We start from the raw sequence: 18,997 nt of genomic DNA on the forward strand, positions 1-18,997 counted from the left end.
GGGAGACAGGCAGATGACGACCGTGCTCGAAGTTGCCACCGCCGACCTGGACGCGGACGCCGCGGTGCGGCTGGCCGGCGTGCGCAAGACGTTCGGCCGTGGCCGGGATATCGTCACCGCGCTCGACGGCGTCGATCTCGCCGTCGCGCCAGGCGAGTTCGTCTGCCTGCTCGGGGCGTCCGGCTGCGGCAAGAGCACACTGCTGAACCTGGTCGCCGGCCTGGATGAACCGAGCGCGGGCTCGATCACGCTGCGCACCTCCCGGCCCGCGGTGATGTTCCAGGAGGCCGCGCTGATGCCGTGGCTGACGGCCGCGCGCAACGTGGAGCTGCCGCTGCGGCTGGCCGGGCTCGGCAGGGTCGCGCGCCGCGAGCGCGCGGCCGAACTGCTCGACCTTGTACGGCTTTCCGGTGTCGGCAGGAAACGCCCGCACGAGCTGTCCGGCGGGATGCGGCAGCGGGTCGCGCTGGCCAGGGCGCTGGCCAGCGCGCACGATCCGGCCGAGTCCCAGGAGGGCAGGGATCCCGCGCTGCTGCTGATGGACGAGCCGTTCGCCGCGCTGGACGCGATCACCAGGGATGTGTTGCAGGGCGAGCTGTTGCGGGTGTGGCGGGCCATCGACGCGGCCGTGCTGTTCGTGACGCACGACGTGCGGGAGGCGGTGCGGCTCGGGCAGCGCGTTGTGCTGCTGTCCTCCCGGCCCGGCCGGGTCGTGCAGCAGTGGAACACCACCGACGAGTCGGACGCGGCCGAGACGACCGAGGAGATCACCGCGCGGCTGCGGGAGGTGATCAGCAGCCATGCAGCAGCCTGAGCCCGGGCTCGACCCGGCAAGCAGGTCTTCGGTGTCCAAACTCGACCCTGCAAGCAGGTCTTCGGGAGACACTGACGTGCTGCCAACGCAGCCGTCTCCGGACTTCGCCGCGCTGGAGGCCGGCCTCGACGCGCTGGACGCGCCGCAGGACGCGCGGCGGCCCGGCTGGCGGCGGTTTCTGCGCGCCGTGCTGCCGCCCGTGGTCGCGCTGCTGCTGATTCTCCTGGTGTGGCAGGCGTTGTGGGCCGCGGCGTTCTGGCCGGAGTACAAGCTGCCGGCGCCACTGGCGGTGTGGGGCGCGTTCTGGGATCGGGTGCGCGACGGTGAGGCGCTCAGCATCCTGTGGACGTCGATCCACCGCGCGGTGCTCGGTTTCCTCGCCGGCATGGTGATCGCGACGCCGCTCGGCCTGCTGGTGGCCAAGGTGCGGCTGGTCCGCTCGGCGATCGGGCCGCTGCTGACCGGGTTGCAGAGCCTGCCGTCGGTGGCGTGGGTGCCGGCCGCGATCCTGTGGTTCGGGCTGAACGACGCGGCCATCTACTTCGTGGTGCTGCTGGGTTCGGTGCCCTCGATCGCCAACGGGCTGGTCGCGGGTGTCGACCAGATCCCGCCGATCCTGCCGAGGGTCGGCAGGGCTCTTGGCGCCGGCAGGCTGGCGACGGCGACGCACATCCTGATGCCGGCCGCGCTGCCCGGTTATCTGGCCGGGCTCAAGCAGGGCTGGGCGTTCTCCTGGCGGTCGCTGATGGCCGCCGAGCTGATCGCCACCTCCCCCAAGCTGGGCATCGGCCTCGGCACGTACCTCAACCAGGGTCAGGCGTTCAACGACATGCCGACCGTGATCGCCGCGATCCTGCTGATCCTGCTCGTCGGCGTCGGCATCGAGCTGGTGGTGTTCCGGCCGATGGAGCGGTCCGTGCTGCGGACCAGGGGCCTGACGGGCGCGCTGTCGTGACGCCGCCGCTGGTGGCCGTGGCGCACGGCAGCCGGGACCCGCGCTCGGCCGCGATGGTGAGCAGGCTGCTGGACGTGGTTCGGGCGCTGCGGCCGGGACTCGACGTCAGGGCGGCGTTCCTTGACCTGTCCGCGCCCCGGCTCGCCGACGTGCTGACCGCGGTGCACGGCGACGGTCACCGCGAGGCCGTGGTGGTGCCGTTGTTGCTGGGCAACGCCTTTCACGCCAGGGTCGACGTGCCCGGCGCGGTCGCCGAGGTACGGACCCGTTGCCCGCGACTGGAAGTACGCGTCGCCGACGTGCTCGGCCCGGATCCCCGGCTGGAGTCCGCCGCGCTGCGCCGGCTCGTCGAGGCCGGGGTCGATCTCCGCGACCGCGACCTCGGCGTGGTGCTGGCCGGGGCGGGTTCCTCGCACGCGCCCGCGAACGCGGCGGTCGCGGCCGTCGGCCGGCGCTGGGCGGCCGGGGCAGGCTGGGCCGGCGTGCGAGCGGCGTTCGCGGCCGCGGCCGACCCGGACGTGCCGACCGCGATCGCCGGGCTGCGCGCGGCCGGCGCGCGCCGGATCGCGGTGGCCTCCTGGTTCCTCGCCCCCGGCCTGCTGCCGGATCGCATTGCCGCGCAGGCGTTGGCCGCCGCCCCCGGCGCGGTGCTCGCAGCTCCGCTCGGCGACGACCCCGAGGTCGCGGAGCTGGTGCTGCACCGGCACGCCGAAACGCTCGTGAGCTGTCCCCAGCCCCAGTACGCCTAGGGCTCTTCCACCACCACACGTCCGGTGGCGCGGCCCGATGGCCGCGCCACCGGTGTCTTTCGCACCCCTTTTCACCTCACGGAGGTCGGCGATGAGCGCACCAGAATCCCAACGAAGAGCGAAGTTCCGCATCAGCACGGACTGGGCCGCGGTGATCGTGGCCGGTGTGTTCGTGCTGGCCGCCGTCTTCGGCGTGCTGCCGAAGATCCCGTGGTGAGGGGCGGACGATGACGACCGTGGACACCGCCCCGCCAAGGGGAGTCGCCGCGCTGCCGGTGCTGCGCTTCGTGCCAGGCCTGGTGCTGCTCACCGTGATCGGGCTGATCGGCAAGTGGGCGCAGGGCAAGCTCAAGGACATCGGCACCGCGACGCACACCGCGCTGCCGGACATCGAGTACGTGCTGTGGGCCATCGTGCTCGGCCTGGTCATCAGCAACACCGTTGGCGTGCCGAGGATCTTCCGCGCCGGAGTGAACAGCTACGAGTTCTGGCTGAAGATCGGCATCGTGCTGCTCGGCGCGCGGTTTCTGCTCGGGGACCTGACCAAGCTCGGCGGCGTCAGCCTGGTGTTGGTGTTCATCGACATCGCGGTCGCCACGAGCATCGTGTTGTTACTGGGCAAGCTGTTCCGGCTCGGCGGCAAGCTGACCTCGTTGCTGGCCTTGGGAACCGCGATCTGCGGGGTGTCCGCGATCATTGCCGGCAAGGGCGCGATCGAGGCCGACGACGAGGACTCCGGCTACGCGATCGCGGCGATCCTGACGCTGGGCGCGGTGGCGCTGTTCACCTTCCCGCTGATCGGGCACTCACTGCACCTGTCCGACCACGAGTACGGGATCTGGGCCGGACTCGCGGTGGACAACACGGCCGAGACCACCGCGGCTGGCAAGCTGTACTCCGATCAGGCTGGCGACATCGCGGTGCTGGTGAAGAGCACCCGCAACGCGCTGATCGGCTTCGCGGTGCTGGCGTACGCCCTGTACTGGTCGGCCAAGGGCCAGGCCAAGGCGGTGGCGAGCGGCTTCCTCGGGCGGGCCGGGTTCGTGTGGGAGAAGTTCCCGAAGTTCGTGCTCGGCTTCCTGGCCGTCTCAGCGCTGGCCACCGAGCACGCGTTCACGAAGGCCGACATCGCGAGCCTCGGCAACCTGTCCAAGTGGGCGTTCCTGCTGTGTTTCGCCGGGGTCGGGCTGAACATCAACTTCCGGCAGTTGTCCCGCAGCGGGTTCCGGCCGTTCGTGGTCGGCGCGCTCGCGCTGGTGGTGGTCGCCGGAACGGCCCTGGTCGAGGTGCTGGTCGCCTCGCGGGTGGTCGGTTTGTAACAGCCGCGCGTAGTCAACGGTCAACGCTAGACGTGAAACATACTCACAAGTAGAAACGAGAATGCGCCGCGGCCTTCTGGACCCACCCTGCACCTCGCTCAGAGGAGAGGACCATGAAGCCAACCACCCGCTTCCTGTCCGCAGCAGCATTCGTCCTGGTTCCCCTGTTGGCCATCGGCACGACCGCGTCGGCGGCCGTGCAGACGATCACCTTCCAGCTGCGGGCCAGCGCGGTTGGACAGACCTCGACCTTCACCTTCACCCAGGACGTCGACGCGTCCGCCCCCGCCACGGTCACCGCAGGCGGCGCGCTCACCGTCACCCTCACCCCGGGCCCCAACACCGTGCCTACCTCGGCGGGCGGCTACACCGTCAACAACATCAGGGGCCTGAGCCTGTCCCTGCCGGTGCCGGCCAACTCGACCTACGTCTCGGCGAGCCTGAGCGGCGGGTCGGGGCTCGGCAGCGCCGCGCCGAGCGTTTCCCTACAGAGCGGCAACATCGTGCTCAAGGTGCCCGGCCCGATCGCCGGCGGCGCGCACTTCCAGCTGCCCGCCGTCAGCATCCACCTGACCGCGGGGACCTCCGGCACCATCGCCACCAAGCTCGGCGGCACCAGCTACGACAACCCGGGGCTCAGCTTCACGGCCAACGTGCACGTGTTGTTCTTCAACGTGGACGCGCCCTCGGCCGGCTACCCCAGCCCCAACCCCGTCCTGACCACCACGACCATCGGCTGACCCACGCGAGTGTGCTTGGGGCCACGGCCCCGTGGCCCCAGGCACCGCCGCGCTCGTAGAGTGCCCGGCATGGCAGACGAGCTGGTCCACTACGAGGTACGACGGGGTATCGCGGCGATCACGCTGAACTCCCCACACAACCGCAACGCCCTGTCCGCGCAGCTGCGCGCGGAGCTGACGCAGCACCTGGCGACGGCCGACGCGGACGACGAGGTGCGGGTGATCGCGCTGGGGCACACCGGCCCCGTGTTCTGCTCCGGCATGGACCTCAAGGAAGCCGGCGGCGCCAGCGCCAACCAGCAGGGCGTCAACGAGTTCCCGGCGATCCTGGAACAGATCTGGACCAGCCCCAAGCCCGTGGTCGCCAAGCTCGCCGGGCCCGCGCGGGCGGGCGGCGTCGGCATCGTGGCCGCCTGCGACATCGCCGTCGCGGTCGAGGGCGCGACGTTCGCGTTCAGCGAGGTGCGGATCGGCGTGGTGCCGGCCGTCATCTCGGTGACGGTGCTCCCCCGGCTGCTGCCGCGCGCCGCGCACGAGCTGTTCCTCACCGGCGAGACCTTCGACGCCACGCGGGCCGTGGCCATCGGCCTGCTCAACTCGGCGGTGCCGGCGGAGGATCTCGACGCGGAGGTCCGGCGCTTCACCGACATGCTCGCGCTCGGCGGCCCGAACGCGTTGGCCGCGACCAAGCAGATGCTGCGGCAGCCGAGGCCGGCCAACCTCGGCGAGACCTTCGCCGACATGCTCGAACTGTCCGCCCACCACTTCGGCGGGCAGGAGGGACAGGAGGGCATCACCGCGTTCGTGCAGAAGCGCAAGCCTTCCTGGGTCCCCCAGGACTAGTTCCGGTCTAGCCGAAGATCGTCCGAAACGGCCGGTCGCCGTCCGCCGTGGCCAGCTCGGCGTCGGCGAGCACGGAGCTGATCGCGGCGAACGCGGCCGGATCGCTGCGGCGCAGCGCGTCCGCGCCCGACCAGGTCAGCACGTGCTCGCCGGCCGGCAGCCAGGACAGGTCCGTCAGGCTGTCGTGCAACGCGTCCAGGTTGTGCCCGAACCAGTCCGGAAAGGACAGTGCGGTGGCGATCGCCGCCAACGCGGCCCGCTTGGTCGTCACCGCGCTGCCGTCCAGCGCGTGCCGGTGCGTCAGGTCGCTCACTTCGTCACGTCCACATTGGCGAACGTCGAGTAGTGGTCGCCGGTGTAGAAGACCTCGTGCTGCGACCCGGTGATGAACCGCCGCGCGCCCCGGTCCGGGCTGTTCGGGGTCGGCACGGTGTACTCGTGGTAGTACTCGCCCGGCTTGACCGGCAGCCGCTTCTCCCGGTTGTCGAACACCACGCCGTCGTTGCGCGGGTACGGGAACGGCCCGTTCTTCTCGATCAGCTTCCACGTGGCCGCGGCCTCGGGGGGCAGCGAGGACAGCGACTGCGTCGGCCACTTGTTGCTGCCTGCCGACGCACCCGAGCTGGCCACCGCGCTCGCGCCGGCCGTCGGCGCGGGCTTCGACGAGTGTCCGCTCGCCAGGTCCTTGGCGATCCAGCCGACCACAACCAGCGCGATCAGCCCGACCAGGGCCCCGGTGACACGCTTTCGGGAGTTCACCCGGCCAGCCTACGAAGTGCCGCCCGGCTCCACCGGGTCGGGTTCGGCCACGTCCCTGACGCCGGTCAGCCGCGCGGAGACCCGGTCGACCACTCGGTCGATCAGCCGGGCCAGGCCGAGGCACAGCGGCAGCAACACGACCATGACCAGGGCGAACTCGATCGCGAACGGCTGTTGCGCGAGCCAGAGCTCGACGCCGTCCCACCAGTCCGCCAGCCATGTGAACACGCGGGAAGCCTACGCCGAACGCCCACGGTGACGGGCGTCACCGGACGAGCCGAGCGGCCGCTCGGTAAGTTGCCTGCATGTTCGCCGTCTACGCCGCTGAGCCGAGCCCGCAGGACCCGTTGGCCGCCCTCCGCATCGGGGAGCGGCCCGAACCGGTGGCACCCGAGGGTTGGGTCCGCGTGTCGGTGCGCGCGGCGAGCCTGAACATGCACGACCTGTGGACGCTGCGCGGGGTCGGCATCAAGCCGGACCAGTTCCCGATGACGCTGGGTTGCGACGGCGCCGGGGTGCTCGAGGACGGCACCGAGGTGGTGCTGCACTCGGTGATCGGCGACCCGTCGTGGTCCGGCGAGGAGACCCTCGACCCGAAGCGGACGCTACTCACCGAGAAGCACCAGGGCTCCTTCGCCGACACGATCGTGGTGCCGGCGCGCAACGCGTTGCCCAAGCCGGCGGCGCTGTCGTTCGCCGAGGGCGCGTGCATGGGCACGGCGTGGCTGACGGCGTACCGGATGCTGTTCGTGAAGTCGGGCCTGCGCCCCGGCCAGACGATGCTGGTGCAGGGGGCGTCCGGCGGCGTGTCCACGGCGCTGATCCAGCTCGGTCGTGCGGCGGGCTACCGGGTGTGGGTGACCGGCCGGAGCGAGGAGAAGCGCGCGCTGGCCGAGGAGCTGGGCGCGCACGCGACGTTCGAGTCGGGCGCGCGGCTGCCCGAGCGCGTCGACGCGGTGTTCGAGACGGTCGGCAAGGCGACCTGGTCGCACTCGATGAAGGCGCTCAAGCCGGGCGGCATCATCGTGATCTCCGGCTCGACCAGCGGACCGGACGCCGACGCCGAGCTGAACCGGCTGTTCTTCCTCCAGCTGCGGGTGGTCGGCTCGACCATGGGCACCCGCGAGGAGCTGGCCGACCTGCTGCGCTTCTGCGAGATCAGCGGCGTGCGGCCGAAGATCGGTGCCGAGCTGCCGCTCGAGCGGGCCGAGGAAGGCTTCCGCGCGATGCTCGACGGCGAGACCGCAGGGAAGATCGTCTTCACGCGCTAGCCCCTAACGAACGCCGGCGGCGGCCGGACCTCCTGGCCGCCACCCCGACCGGCCCGCCACGTCGGTTGGTGCGCGACCTCGGTTGGCGCGTCCCGCCGACTCGCGCGTCACGTCACGTCGACCGGTTCGCGAACGCGTCGGTGAGCGCGATGCTGGCGCGGCGAGCGGCCGCGATCACGTCGCGCGGATCGGTGTCGGTCTCCTGGGTCGCGAGCAGCGCCGCGGCGATGGTGTCGAAGGTCATCCGCAACAGGATGCGGTCCTGCGCGCTGGCGTCCTCGTCCGCGAGCAGGTCGATGACGCGGCCGAAGGCGGCGCGGACGTCGTCGCCGTCCGCGAGCCGCCGCATCAGCGGCCGGTTGGCCTGCGCGAGGCGCATGGCCTGGAGGTGCTGCGGGGTCGTGCCGTCCATCCACCGCGCCACCGCGCGCCGCGCGAGATCCGGCGTCCTGGGCTGAGCGGTGATCCACTCGATCAGGCCGTCGAGATCGTGCCGGCGGTCGGCCATCAGGCACGCGACGATCTCCTCCTTGTTGCGGAAGTGGTAGTACAGCGACGACTTGGTCAGGCCGAGCGCGTCGGCGAGGTCCTTGGTCGAGGTGGCCTCGTAGCCCTTCTCGCTGAACAGCCGCAGCGCGACGCGGAGGATTTCCGCGCGCGTCTCGGCCCCGTTGCGCCGCTCGTGTCCCGTGCTCGTCGTCATCGTCGTTCCTCTCGTCGACACCATCCTACTTGCCTACCGAACGTTCGTTCAGCTAGTGTCACTTACCGAACGTTCGTTCAGCTGAGGAGGACACCATGACACCCACCAATCCACGCATCGCCGTCGTCGGCGCCGGCCCGGCCGGCCTGGTCTGCGCCCGCGTCCTGCAACGGCACGGCGTCGAGGTCGCCGTGTACGACGCCGACGCCTCCGTCGACGCTCGCGACGCGGGCGGCACCCTCGACCTGCACGCCGACTCCGGGCAGATCGCGTTGGAGGACGCGGACCTGCTGCCGGCCTTCATGGCGCTCGCCAGGCCGGAGGGCCAGGACAAAAGCTCGCTCGACCAGCACGGCACCGTGCTCGCGTCCTTCGTCGCCGACGACGGCGACACCGCAGCCCCCGAGATCGATCGCGGTCAGCTGCGCACCATGCTCGCGGCCAACGTCGCGCCGGACACCGTGCGCTGGGGCCACAAGCTGGTCGCCGCGACCCCGTTGGGCGAGGGCACGCACCGGCTCGAGTTCGCCAACGGAACCCACGCCGAGGCGGACCTGGTGATCGGCGCGGACGGCGCCTGGTCCCGCGTGCGCCCGCTGCTCAGCGACGCCACCCCGCGCTATAGCGGCGTCACGTTCATCGACGTCAACTTCGAGGATGTCGACCACCGCCACCCGCAGATCGCGCGGCTCGTCCGGCACGGCCACATGTTCGCGAACGACGGGGACGGCCGGGCCATCATCGGCCAGCGCAACAGCAACGGCCAAGTCCGCGGCTACCTCGGCCTGCGCACCGACCTCGACTGGCACGTGCGTGCCGGCGTCGACCTCGACGACCCCGCCGCCGTACAACGCTTCCTGCGCAAGGAGTTCAGCGGCTGGGCAGACCAGTTCCTGCCCTTCCTGACCGACAGCGACGGCGGCTACCGCAACCGCCCGCTGCACGCCCTGCCCGCGCCGCTCACCTGGCCGCACACCCCCGGCGTCACGCTGCTCGGCGACGCCGCGCACCTGATGTCACCCTTCGGCGGCCACGGCGCGAACCTCGCCATGCTCGACGGCGCGGAACTGGCCGCCGCGATCGCCGAGGAGGCCACCATCGACGCGGCCATCACCCGGTACGAGTCGGTGCTGCTGCCCCGCTCCGGCCCGCTCGCCGTCGGTGCGAACGAGGCCCTCGACGACTTCTTCGCCACCAAGGCGTTCGACCCGGCCGACGTGCCCGACCACGGGGCCGAACACCAGCGCTACCAGGAGAATGCCGCCGCGTACCGCCGTCGGCAGGTCAGCCGGTGAGCGTGGCCAGGTCGATGCGAACCGGCTCGGGGAGAGCGGTGACCAGCTGGGCGCGATGCACCCCTGTCGACACGTACGCGCCGGACGCCGTGTCCAGCGCGAACGTGTATCGCTCGACTTCGTGAATCAGCCGGCCCGCAGCAGCTCAAGCAGCACGTCCGGCTCCTGGGCGCCCGACACGCCCTTTCTGCCGACCACGAAGGTGGGGACCGAGCGCACGCCGATGGCGAGGCCCTCGGCCAGCTCGGCCCGCACCCGCTCCGCGAGGACCTCGTCCGTCAGCGCCGAGGCGACGTCGTCCATCCCGGCTTCGCCGGCGAGGCGCGCGAGCACCTCGGGGTCGCCGATGTGCTCGGCCTCGCAGAAGTGCGCGCGGAACAGCCGTTCCTGCACCGCCCCCTGCAACTCCGCGCCGCCCTGCTCGTAGGCGCGCGCGATGACGCGGTGCGCGTCGAAGGTGTTGGCCTGCACAGCATCGGCCAGCCGGTACTCGAGGCCCTCGCCGGCCGCGACGCCGCTGACCTGGGTCATCGCCTGCTCCGCCGCGCGCATGCCGCCGAACTTCGCGGCCAGCGCGTCGGGCATCGGGGCGCCGTCGTTCGGGGTGTTCGGGTCGAGCTGGAACGGCCGCCACACGATCTCGACGTCCGCGCCGCCCTCGGCCCGCCAGGTGGTCAGCGCGCGCTCGAACCGACGCTTGCCCACGTAGCACCAGGGACACACCACATCGGACCAGACCTCGACGCGCACGACACACCTCCGACGACACAGGACGACACCACGACCGCGAGACAGTTGTTCAGATTTCAACTATCCCACACCAGGCTACTCGGCCGCGTCCAGCCAGCCCCGCCACTCGGGCGACAGGTCGTCCCACGCCGCCCGCAGCACGCTGGTCAGGTCGCGCCGCCCGCCCGCCCGAAAGGCGAACTGCTGGCTCACCCTGACCCCGTGCTCCGGCCGGTCCAGCAGCTCGACCGGGTCCCCCGCCTGCACCGGACCCGGCTCCTCGACCGCGAGGTACGCCCCGTGCCTCGCGACCTCCGAGAACCGCTTCACCAGCCTTGGCACGCCCCAGTACCCGGCCAGCACCCGGCACGGCGTGCGGGGCCCGGTCACCCGCAGCACCGCGTTGCCGACCCGCCAGCGCTCGCCGATCACCGCGTGGTTGCAGTCCACCCCGAACAGGGTGAGATTCTCACCCGCGTTGCCTGGCATCAGGTCCCTGCCCAGCTCCGCCGACCAGAACTCCAGGTCCTCGCGGCTGTAGGCGTACACGGCGCGGAACGGGCCGCCGTGCATCTCCAGATCGACGATGGTGTCGCCCTGGACGCCCTGCTCACCCAACATGATCTCGCCGACGACCGGGTGCTTGTCGATCCCGCTGCGCCCCATCCGCCCGGTCCACGCGTCGTTCCTGACCACAGCGACGTTCACCGATTCGACCTTCGACATGGACCCAACCTAGGCCAGACAAGATCAGCACGTCCTGTTCAGTCACCCGACAATGGTGAACACGAACAAGATCGAGCCGCTTGCGTGGTGAGAATGGACAACACTGATCAGTAGTTCACCCGCGTACGGTTCGCCGAACACCGTCGGTAGCAAAGAGGAGAGCGAGCTATGACCTCAGTGCAGGACGGCCTCGGGCGGGGCTCGGGAGTATTCCGCCGCAAGCCAATCGGCGCGGCGCCGGCAGAGGGTGAGGGCGGCCTCAAACGCACCCTCGGCCTGTGGCAGCTCACCGCCATCGGCGTCGGCGGCATCATCGGCGCCGGCATCTTCTCGCTGGCCGGCAGCGTCGCGCACGGCGACTCCGAGCACGGCATCGCCGGTGTCGGCCCTGCCGTGCTGATCTCGTTCCTGATCGCCGGCATCGCCAGCGCGGCGGCGGCGTTCTCCTACGCCGAGTTCGCCGGCCTCATCCCGACCGCGGGCTCCGCCTACACCTACGGCTACGCGGTGCTCGGCGAGATCGTCGGCTGGTTCATCGGCTGGGACCTGCTGCTGGAGTACACCGCGATCGTGGCGGTCGTCGCGATCGGCATCTCCGGCTACTTCGGCTTCCTGCTCGACCAGATCGGCCTGCACCTGCCGGCCTGGATGCTCGGCGCGCCGGGCACCGGCAGCGGGCACAAGGTCGACCTGTTCGCGGCGATCCTCTGCCTGCTCATCGCCGGCCTGCTCAACCTCGGCATCAAGAGCGCGGCCCGGTTCGAGACCATCGTCGTCGGCCTGAAGGTCCTCGTCGTCCTGGTGGTCATCCTGGTCGGCTTCTTCTACGTGAAGACCGGCAACTACACGCCGTTCGCCCCCTCGGGCTTCGGCGGCGCGATGACGGGCGCCGCTACCGTGTTCTTCGCGGTGTTCGGCTACGACGCGATGAGCACCGCCGCCGAGGAGTCCAAGGACGCCCAGCGGCACATGCCCAAGGCAATCATCTACTCGCTGGCCATCTCGATGGTGCTCTACGTGTTGGCCTGTCTCGTGCTCACCGGCATGCAGAGCTTCACCGACATCAACCCCAAGAGCGGCTTCTCCTCGGCGTTCGCCTCGGTCGGGCTCAACGGGCTGGCCAGCGTGATCGCGGTCGGCGCGATCATCGGCATCCTGACGGTGATGTTCACCTTCATGCTGGGCGTCACCCGCGTCTGGTACTCGATGAGCCGCGACGGCCTGCTGCCCAAGTGGTTCGCGAAGACGCACCCGGTCCGCAACGTGCCGACGCGGGTCACCTGGATCGCCGGTGTCGCCTCGGCGGTCATCGCGGGCGTGCTGCCGATCGGCAAGGCCGCCGAGCTGACCAACATCGGCATCCTGTTGGCCTTCGTGGTGGTCTGCGTCGCGGTGATCGTGCTGCGCTACCAGAAGCCCGACCTGCCAAGGACGTTCAAGGTCCCCGGCATGCCGGTGGTGCCGCTGATCGGCGTCGGCTTCTCCATCTGGCTGATCACCTACCTCTCGCCGGACACCTGGATCCGGTTCGCCGTCTGGTTCGTGATCGGCGTCGTCATCTACTTCGCCTACAGCCGCAGGAACTCGCTGCTGGCCACGCCGTCCGGCGAGGTCAGTCCGCCAGCAGGAAGCTGAACCGCCGGCCGGCCCGGGACATCGCGTCCCGGGCCTGCCGCGCGATCCGCTCGACCACCTCGGCGGCCGGCGCGTCGTCGGCCAGCGCGTAGGTCTGCCCGGCGTACAGCGACATCGCCTCAGGGTCCGCCGCCCTGCTCGCGGCGGCGCGCACCGGCTTGGTGAGGCTGTTGACGTTGGGATAGGCGGCCGGCGCGTGCCCGCCGTTCTCCTGGAGGAAGCGGTTCACCATGGCCCGCGCGGGCCGGCCGCTGAACGCCCTGGTCAGGGCCGTTCGCCTGGTGCCGTCCGCGAGCGCGGCGCGATGCGTCGGCTGGGTGCCGGCCTCGGGGCTGCGCAGGAACGCCGTGCCGAGCTGCGCGGCGACCGCCCCGGCCACCAGCACGGCAGCCACGTCCGCGCCATGCACCAGGCCGCCCGCCGCGATCAGCGGCACGTCGACCTCGGCGGCCACCAGCCGCAGCGCGGCGAGCACCCCGTACAGCTCGCCGCCACCCGGCGACACGCCGTCGTCGGCGAGGGTGCCCCGGTGCGCGCCGGCCTCCGCGCCCTGCACGCACAGGGTGTCCGCGCCGATCCGGACGGCCTGCCGCGCCTCGGCCGGGGTGGTGACGGTGGCCACGACCAGCGAGCCCGCCGCGTGCAGCCGCTCGACGTCCCCGGGCTGTGGTAGGCCGAAGGTGCACGACACCACCGGAATCCGCAGGCCCAGCACCAGTTCCAGCTTCGCCGGGTACGCGTCGTCGTCCCACTCCGGTTCGCCGGGCTCGGCACCGAGCCTGGCGGCCTCGGCGGCGACCCGGTCGCGGTAGCCGGTCAGGTCGGCGGTCGGCTTGGTGCCCGGCACGAACAGGTTGACGCCGAAGGGCCGGTCGGTGAGCGCTCTCGTCGCGGCGATCTGGTCGGCAAGCGCTTGCGGGGTCAGGTATCCGGCCGCGAGGAAGCCGAAACCGCCTGCGTCACACACCCGCGCGACCAGCTCGGGTGTCGAGGCGCCGCCGGCCATCGGCGCGACGATCACGGGCACGGCGAGATCCGACAGATCCGACAGCATGTCGCCGACCCTACGCGTCGCGCCCGCGCCGTTCCGCGCGCCCGCCGCACGCGACCGTCACGCCCGCAGCGAACTCCAGACGCGGGCCTTGTAGATCTTCGAGCCCGCGACCACCCTGCTGTCGGCCGGGTTCAGGAAGGTGACGGTGTCCGTCGCCCAGCTCGGGTCGAAGCCCGGCTTGGGGATCGTGCGCACGACGCGGCCGTTCGGCATCGTCGTCTGGCTCTTGACGTTCGCGTCGGCGGTCTCGGCGACGGCCCTGTTCTGCGACTTGCTGAACTCGAAGACCTTGTGCGCCGTGGTGATCCACAGCCGGTCCGGGCTGCCGAGCTTCGGGTTGAGGTCGTGGCCGTCGTTGTCGGGCAGTGCCCAGCTGCCGGCCTCGGTCAGCGTCGGCTTCGTGGCCGTGCCGCCGACCGTGAGCCGCACCAGCTTGCTGTAACCCAGTGCCCACAACACGTTCCTGGTCGGGTCCCAGTACACGCCGTGCGCCTGGTCGAGGGTGTACTCGGCGAAGTAGCTCGCGTTCGCGCCCTGCGAGGCCGCGTAGAGGCGGACGTACCTGCCGGTGCTCGACGCGGTCGCCACGTTGCCGTCGGGCAGCAGCTCGACGCTGTGGGTGTTGCCGCCCGGCCGCGCGGCCCACAGCCGCTTCCCGGACGGGAAGGCGACCAGCGCGGCGAGGCCGCCGGACGCCGAGGTGACCATCACGTAGTCGCCGTGCCGGTCGCGGCGCAGCTTGGCGTCGCTCGGGTTGCTCCAGGCCGCGGTCTCGGCTGCGCTGAAACCGTTGGCGGCGCTGGGTTTCCACGACCACTTCTGGGTGCTCGCGTCCCAGGTTCGCGAGGCGGGGTCGAAGACCCTGATCGAGCCGCCGTTGGCCTGGTCGGTGACGGCCACCTCGCGGCAGCCGGTGGCGGCGTCGGCCGTGGTCGGCACGGCGAGGACGAGCCCCGCCAGCACCACGGCGACACCGAGCCGGGTGATCGTCCGAACCCGCACGAGCGCTCCCCTGGTCAGATGACGTCCTGGCGATCTCCGGCCAACAGTAGTTCCGGCACCTGGCCGAAAACCCAAGATCCGGACGACTGTTTGGTGAACACCCACACCACGTCGAACCGGTCGTCCGGCCACTGCGTCGGCGGGGCGGGCTGCGCGCCGAAGTGCTGCGCCAGGGCCGGGATCTCCTCGTGCTGCCAGGACACCAGCGTCGCGCCGCGCAGCGCGGTCAGCTCGGCGACCAGCGCGGCCTCGTCCCCCTTGCCGTGGCTGGTGTTCAGCTGCACGCCGAGGCGCGCGGCCAGCGGGGTCACCGTCTGGGACGGCCGCTGGCTGGCGTCGCCGTCGGGCTTGGCCGCGTACACGGCGGTCGGCCGCACCAGGCCCGCCCGGACCGGCTGGTCGGCGGCCGGGGCAAACAGCTCGACCAGCGCGCCCGCGCGGGTCCAGCCCTGCACGGTCAGCGAGCCGTCGCTGCGCTCGCCGTCCGAGGTGATGCCGTAGGGAGCCTTGCTGCCCTTGGGTTTCTCGGCGTGCCGGACGACCATCACGACGTCGGCGCCCGGCGGCACCGGGGTTCCGGTGGCCGGCGTACCCGGCGCGGCCGACATGCTTGCGCCGGCCTTGGTGGTCGATCCGCAGGCGGCGAGCACCGGCGCGGCGGCCAACAGGCATAGCACCTTACGACGTGATGGTGAACTCATCGGCCGACCATAGCGTTGCCCCTGGTGACGCGGCACGTCGAGACCCGGCGCTCGTGCTGGCCGGGTCTCGACGTGGTGCGCGGCAAGGATGTGCCGCGCGATTAGGAGTGCCGCGCAGTAAGGATGTGCCGCGCAGTAAGGCGGTAAGAAGGTCAGCCCATGCCGTGCACGTGGCCGCCGACGCCGTTGGCGAAGGAGTAGCCGTTGGACGCGTCCCAGTTGATCGACCAGGTCATCGCGCCCCGGATGGTCGGGTAGGTCGTGCCCGGCTTGAAGCTCGCGCAGTTGCTGCCGTTCGCCAGGCAGTCCAACGCGTTGTTCACGGTGGACGGCGACACGTAGCCGCCGCCGGCCGCCGAACCGGACGCCGGCAGGCCGAGCCCGACCTGGTCGGCGCGCAACCCGCCGCGCAGCTGGATGCAGGCGAGGGCGGTCAGGAAGTCCTCGGTGCCCTGCGAGTAGACGTTGGTGTCGCAGCCGTTCATGGAGCCCGAGTTGTAGTACTGCATGTTGACGACCGTCAGCACGTCCTTGACGTTCAGCGCCAGCTTGAAGTACTCCATGCCGGTCGACTGCATGTCGATCGTCTGCGGAGCCATCGTGATCACCGAGCCGCCGTTGGCCGCGATGGTGTGCAGCGCCGAGCCCATGTAGGTGGCGTTGACGCCGTTCTCCAGGTCGATGTCGACGCCGTCGAAGCCGTACGCGCGGATCAGCGAGGTGACGCTGTTGGCAAAGTTGGCCGCCGCGGTGGAGTCACCGACGCTGACCGTGCCGTTCTGGCCGCCGACCGAGATGATCACCTTCTTGCCCCTGCTGTGCAGGGTCTGGATGTCGGCCTTGAACTGCGCGTCGGTGTAGCCGCCAAGCGCCGAGGACAGCCCGGAGTCCAGCGTGAACTTCACCGCGCCGGACGAGCTGGGGTCCGTGTCGGCGAAGGCGACCGCGATGATGTCGTAGCCGCTCGGCACGTCCGCCAGCTTCAACGCCTTGGCGCCGTTGACGAAGTTCTGCCAGTAGCCGGTCAGCACGTGCTTGGGCAGCGACCCGCCGCCGGGTGGCTGCGTGGTCGTGGTGGTCGTCGTCGTGGTGGTCGTGGTGGTCGTGGTGGTGGTCGTTGTCGTCGTCGGCGTGGTGGTGGTCGGGCCGCCGGGACCGGCCAGCACGACGTCGTCGGCGTAGTAGGTCGGCTGCCCGTACCAGCCGTGCACGTAGACGGTGACGCTCCTGGTGGAGGCGCCCGTGGTGAAGCTCGTGGACAGCTGCTGCCAGGAGGAGGCGTTCGGCGTCCAGGTGCTCACGTCGGTGGTGCCGGTGCCGGTCGCGCCGAGGTACACGTAGTTGCCCTGCACCCAGGCCGAGAGCTGGTAGGAGGTGTTCGGCTGGACGCTGACGGTCTGGGTGCAGCCTGCGTAGCTCTGCCCGGCCGGCGCGCCGGCCAGCGCGTGCGTGCCGGTGTGCGCTGGGCTCGACGTCACGCTGGCGCCCGAGTCGCAGGTCCAGCCGCTGGTGTCGCCCGTCTCGAAGCCCGAGTTGGCCAGCAGGCCGTCCGCGCCGGCAGGGTACGCGGCGAGCAGCGCCGCGCCGGCCACCACGACCGCGCCCGCCAGCAGGCCGGCGACCAATCGTCGGATTCTCGTTGTCATGTGCACCTCACACAGGTGTTGCAGGGAACACGCGGGCGCAGGGTTCCCACGTGTTGTTCGGCGGACATGACCCCGCCTGTCGAGACGCGCGTCACACCAAAAAATGGACTAGACCACGCGCACTGTCAAGGGCTGTACCTATTACCGAAGAAAGACGGTTTCACCCACGTGAACACCGGAGGTCGTCCGGCGACCTCACCGAACGACCCGCCGGACGGCGCAGGCGAGCAGCCCGAACGCGACGAACGCACCGGCCGTCAGGCAGGCGCCCGGCCAGCCCCAACGGCCGTACGCGGCGACCCCGAGCGCCGAACCGGCCGCGCCGGACAGGAAGGTGGCCAGCATGTAGGCGGTGTTCAGCCTGGCCCCCTCCGCCGGCCGCACCGCCAGCGCCGCCGACTGGTTGCCGACCTGCCCCACCTGCATGGCCGCCGGCGTCAACAGCACCCCGACCAGCAGCACGGGCAGGCTGTGCCCGCCGAGCAGCAGCACCGGCACCAGCACCGCGAGCGCCGCCAGCCCCACCATGCCGACGGGAGCCCCGCCGAGGCGGTCCGCCAGCCGGCCGCCGAGCGGCGCGGCGACCACCCCGGACAGACCGAGCAGGCCGACCAGTCCAGCGACGCCGGCACCGAGGTGGAACGGCGCGCCGGTCAGCAGCAGCGCCAGCGTCGTCCACACGGCACTGAACGCACCGAACACCGCGGCCTGGCGCAGGCAGGCCCAGCGCAGCTCCGGCTCGGCCGCCAGGAGCCTCGGCAGCGAGCCGAGCAGCGCGCGGTACCGCACGGCGGGCCGATCGCCGTCGGACGCCAGCAGCCGGGCGGCGGCCAGGCCCGCGGTCACGGTGAGCGCGGCCGCGAGCAGGTAGACCGCGCGCCAGCCGAGCCACTGGCCGACCGCGCCGCCGACGGTGCGCGACAGCATGATCCCGGCGACAAGGCCAGCCTGCACCCACGCCATCGCGGCGGCCCGTCCGCCTGCGCCGGCCGTCTGGGCCACCAGCGGGATCAGCACCTGCGGGATCACCGTGGTCATCGCGGCCGCGCCGGCCAACAGCGCGAGCACGGGCAGCCCGGGGGCCGCCGCCGCGCCGAGCAGCAGCACGGTGGTCAGCAGGCTCAACCGACGCACCAGCCGACGCCGGTCGACGACGTCGCCGAGCGGCACCAGCAGCAGGATGCCGAGCGTGTAGCCGAACAGCGCGACCGTCGGCACCCAGCCGGCCACCCCGGCCGGCAGGCCGAGGTCCGTCGCGATGAGGCCGACGATCGGCTGCGCGAGGTAGATGTTCGCCACGGTCACCGCCGCGCAGACCGCCGAGACGGCCAGCAACCGGCGCGACGCGCCCGTCACGACGCCGCCCCGAGCCACCGTGACGGTCACCGTGCCGCCCTCGACCGGGAGTCCCCGTGGCGCACCATCCGGTCGAGCATGCCGATCGACTCCTCGTTCGTTTCGTTCGTTTCGTTCCTTGGCGGGAAAACGATCGACTCCGCCTGGCCCGCTGGTTGTCGGCAAGCCGCCACCCACGCCACCGACTCGACGATCACCGGGCCGACAACTGCGCTGCGACGGTGGCCAGGTCGCCGTACACCCGCGCGTTGGCGATCAGGCCCGCGTCGTCGAGTTCGAAGCCGGTGATGCCCGACCAGACGACCGCGCCGCCGGTCGGGCTGACACCGGCCCCGCGCCAGGACACGGCGACGTGCGGATCGCTGCGGTGCGTCTCCACCGCCTGAAGCCCGTCGAACCGGCCGAACCCGGCGATGGCCCTGACGATCAGGGCCTCGATCGCCTCGCGGCCGCGGACCGGCGGCTGGCCGACCGGGTGGTGGAACGCGCCGTCGGCCGCGAAGGCGGCGGCCCAGGCGCGCGCGTCGCCGGCCCGTGACGCGGCGAAGAACCGCGCCACGGCGGCGGGCATGGCGTGTTCGGACAGTCCTGCTGAGTTCATGCTGTCTCCCATATTTGTAACCAACTGGTTGGTTACAAGTTAGGCAAGATCAGTCGCGCTTGTCAACCATCCGGTTGGTTACCGGGACGCTACGATCGA

General features: G+C 71.3%; 22 protein-coding genes. 10 read left to right on the forward strand and 12 right to left on the reverse strand.

What is annotated here, in order from left to right; genetic code table 11:
- Positions 1 to 13 precede the first annotated feature (13 nt).
- From F0L68_RS02905 to F0L68_RS02935, 7 genes are all read left to right on the forward strand, one after another.
- Complete coding sequence (locus F0L68_RS02905) at positions 14 to 814, forward strand: ABC transporter ATP-binding protein (RefSeq protein WP_149847821.1); 801 nt, start codon at positions 14 to 16, stop codon at positions 812 to 814.
- Positions 815 to 893: 79 nt separating this feature from the next.
- Complete coding sequence (locus F0L68_RS02910; protein ID WP_438672240.1) at positions 894 to 1,769, forward strand: ABC transporter permease; 876 nt, start codon at positions 894 to 896, stop codon at positions 1,767 to 1,769.
- Positions 1,766 to 2,518 carry a sirohydrochlorin chelatase gene (locus tag F0L68_RS02915; protein WP_149847823.1) on the forward strand — a complete coding sequence of 251 codons (753 nt, stop codon included), beginning with the start codon at positions 1,766 to 1,768 and terminating at the stop codon, positions 2,516 to 2,518. Before F0L68_RS02910 ends, F0L68_RS02915 begins: the two co-directional genes overlap by 4 nt.
- 91 nt (positions 2,519 to 2,609) lie before the next feature.
- On the forward strand, positions 2,610 to 2,735 hold the full coding sequence (locus F0L68_RS44485) for a hypothetical protein (protein WP_276313824.1): 126 nt from the start codon (positions 2,610 to 2,612) through the stop codon (positions 2,733 to 2,735).
- Between the two features lie 10 nt (positions 2,736 to 2,745).
- Positions 2,746 to 3,837, forward strand: coding sequence for a YeiH family protein (locus tag F0L68_RS02925; protein WP_149847825.1), 1,092 nt, complete (start codon positions 2,746 to 2,748; stop codon positions 3,835 to 3,837).
- 113 nt (positions 3,838 to 3,950) lie between these two features.
- Entirely contained in the window at positions 3,951 to 4,577 is a 627-nt protein-coding gene (locus tag F0L68_RS02930; protein ID WP_149847826.1) for a cyclase, read from the forward strand.
- Between the two features lie 69 nt (positions 4,578 to 4,646).
- A complete protein-coding gene (locus tag F0L68_RS02935; RefSeq protein ID WP_149847827.1) occupies positions 4,647 to 5,420 on the forward strand; it encodes an enoyl-CoA hydratase-related protein in 774 nt (257 codons plus the stop codon).
- Between the two features lie 7 nt (positions 5,421 to 5,427).
- Here F0L68_RS02935 and F0L68_RS02940 read toward each other — a convergent pair whose 3' ends face one another.
- Genes F0L68_RS02940 through F0L68_RS02950 form a run of 3 tightly spaced genes read right to left on the reverse strand, consistent with a single transcriptional unit; the run spans position 5,428 to position 6,407 of the window.
- A complete protein-coding gene (locus tag F0L68_RS02940) occupies positions 5,428 to 5,733 on the reverse strand; it encodes a barstar family protein (RefSeq protein ID WP_149847828.1) in 306 nt (101 codons plus the stop codon).
- Positions 5,730 to 6,179, reverse strand: a complete 450-nt coding sequence (locus F0L68_RS02945) for a guanyl-specific ribonuclease (protein ID WP_149847829.1) — start codon at positions 6,177 to 6,179, stop codon at positions 5,730 to 5,732. The genes F0L68_RS02940 and F0L68_RS02945 overlap by 4 nt, the downstream gene beginning before the upstream one ends.
- A gap of 9 nt (positions 6,180 to 6,188) precedes the next feature.
- Positions 6,189 to 6,407, reverse strand: coding sequence for a hypothetical protein (locus F0L68_RS02950; RefSeq protein ID WP_149847830.1), 219 nt, complete (start codon positions 6,405 to 6,407; stop codon positions 6,189 to 6,191).
- Positions 6,408 to 6,484: 77 nt separating this feature from the next.
- Between F0L68_RS02950 and F0L68_RS02955 the strand changes: the two genes are divergently transcribed.
- Positions 6,485 to 7,450 carry a zinc-binding dehydrogenase gene (locus F0L68_RS02955; protein WP_149847831.1) on the forward strand — a complete coding sequence of 322 codons (966 nt, stop codon included), beginning with the start codon at positions 6,485 to 6,487 and terminating at the stop codon, positions 7,448 to 7,450.
- 112 nt (positions 7,451 to 7,562) lie between these two features.
- Here the strand turns inward: F0L68_RS02955 and F0L68_RS02960 are convergent, their stop codons facing one another.
- Positions 7,563 to 8,153, reverse strand: coding sequence for a TetR/AcrR family transcriptional regulator (locus tag F0L68_RS02960; RefSeq protein WP_149847832.1), 591 nt, complete (start codon positions 8,151 to 8,153; stop codon positions 7,563 to 7,565).
- A gap of 95 nt (positions 8,154 to 8,248) precedes the next feature.
- On the opposite strand from F0L68_RS02960, the gene F0L68_RS02965 reads away from it, so the two are divergent.
- The gene (locus tag F0L68_RS02965; protein ID WP_149847833.1) at positions 8,249 to 9,448 is read left to right on the forward strand and encodes an FAD-dependent oxidoreductase; all 1,200 of its coding nucleotides are present in this window, start codon (positions 8,249 to 8,251) and stop codon (positions 9,446 to 9,448) included.
- A 126-nt stretch (positions 9,449 to 9,574) separates the two neighbouring features.
- Here the strand turns inward: F0L68_RS02965 and F0L68_RS02970 are convergent, their stop codons facing one another.
- Together F0L68_RS02970 and F0L68_RS44490 are read right to left on the reverse strand one after the other, a co-directional pair.
- A complete protein-coding gene (locus F0L68_RS02970) occupies positions 9,575 to 10,198 on the reverse strand; it encodes a DsbA family oxidoreductase (RefSeq protein ID WP_223198439.1) in 624 nt (207 codons plus the stop codon).
- A 75-nt stretch (positions 10,199 to 10,273) separates the two neighbouring features.
- The gene (locus F0L68_RS44490; protein ID WP_149847834.1) at positions 10,274 to 10,903 is read right to left on the reverse strand and encodes an MOSC domain-containing protein; all 630 of its coding nucleotides are present in this window, start codon (positions 10,901 to 10,903) and stop codon (positions 10,274 to 10,276) included.
- Between the two features lie 168 nt (positions 10,904 to 11,071).
- Here F0L68_RS44490 and F0L68_RS02980 point away from each other — a divergent pair, with 168 nt between their 5' ends.
- On the forward strand, positions 11,072 to 12,538 hold the full coding sequence (locus F0L68_RS02980; protein ID WP_149847835.1) for an amino acid permease: 1,467 nt from the start codon (positions 11,072 to 11,074) through the stop codon (positions 12,536 to 12,538).
- Here the strand turns inward: F0L68_RS02980 and F0L68_RS02985 are convergent.
- The 6 genes from F0L68_RS02985 to F0L68_RS03010 all read right to left on the reverse strand — a co-directional run bounded on the left by F0L68_RS02985 (position 12,516) and on the right by F0L68_RS03010 (position 18,898).
- Positions 12,516 to 13,592, reverse strand: coding sequence for an NAD(P)H-dependent flavin oxidoreductase (locus F0L68_RS02985; protein WP_149847836.1), 1,077 nt, complete (start codon positions 13,590 to 13,592; stop codon positions 12,516 to 12,518). The two genes, F0L68_RS02980 and F0L68_RS02985, sit on opposite strands and share 23 nt — an antisense overlap.
- A 57-nt stretch (positions 13,593 to 13,649) precedes the next feature.
- Positions 13,650 to 14,594, reverse strand: a complete 945-nt coding sequence (locus tag F0L68_RS02990; protein WP_149847837.1) for a DUF6528 family protein — start codon at positions 14,592 to 14,594, stop codon at positions 13,650 to 13,652.
- A gap of 14 nt (positions 14,595 to 14,608) precedes the next feature.
- Positions 14,609 to 15,295: a hypothetical protein gene (locus F0L68_RS02995; protein WP_149847838.1), complete on the reverse strand. Its 687-nt coding sequence runs from the start codon at positions 15,293 to 15,295 to the stop codon at positions 14,609 to 14,611.
- 152 nt (positions 15,296 to 15,447) lie between these two features.
- A complete protein-coding gene (locus tag F0L68_RS03000; protein WP_149847839.1) occupies positions 15,448 to 16,941 on the reverse strand; it encodes a chitinase in 1,494 nt (497 codons plus the stop codon).
- Between the two features lie 195 nt (positions 16,942 to 17,136).
- Positions 17,137 to 18,327: an MFS transporter gene (locus F0L68_RS03005; protein ID WP_188316359.1), complete on the reverse strand. Its 1,191-nt coding sequence runs from the start codon at positions 18,325 to 18,327 to the stop codon at positions 17,137 to 17,139.
- A gap of 163 nt (positions 18,328 to 18,490) precedes the next feature.
- The gene (locus F0L68_RS03010) at positions 18,491 to 18,898 is read right to left on the reverse strand and encodes a nuclear transport factor 2 family protein (protein WP_188316360.1); all 408 of its coding nucleotides are present in this window, start codon (positions 18,896 to 18,898) and stop codon (positions 18,491 to 18,493) included.
- Between the last annotated feature and the right edge of the window lie 99 nt (positions 18,899 to 18,997).

This window comes from Solihabitans fulvus (genome assembly GCF_008386585.1).
Taxonomy (GTDB): domain Bacteria; phylum Actinomycetota; class Actinomycetes; order Mycobacteriales; family Pseudonocardiaceae; genus Solihabitans; species Solihabitans fulvus.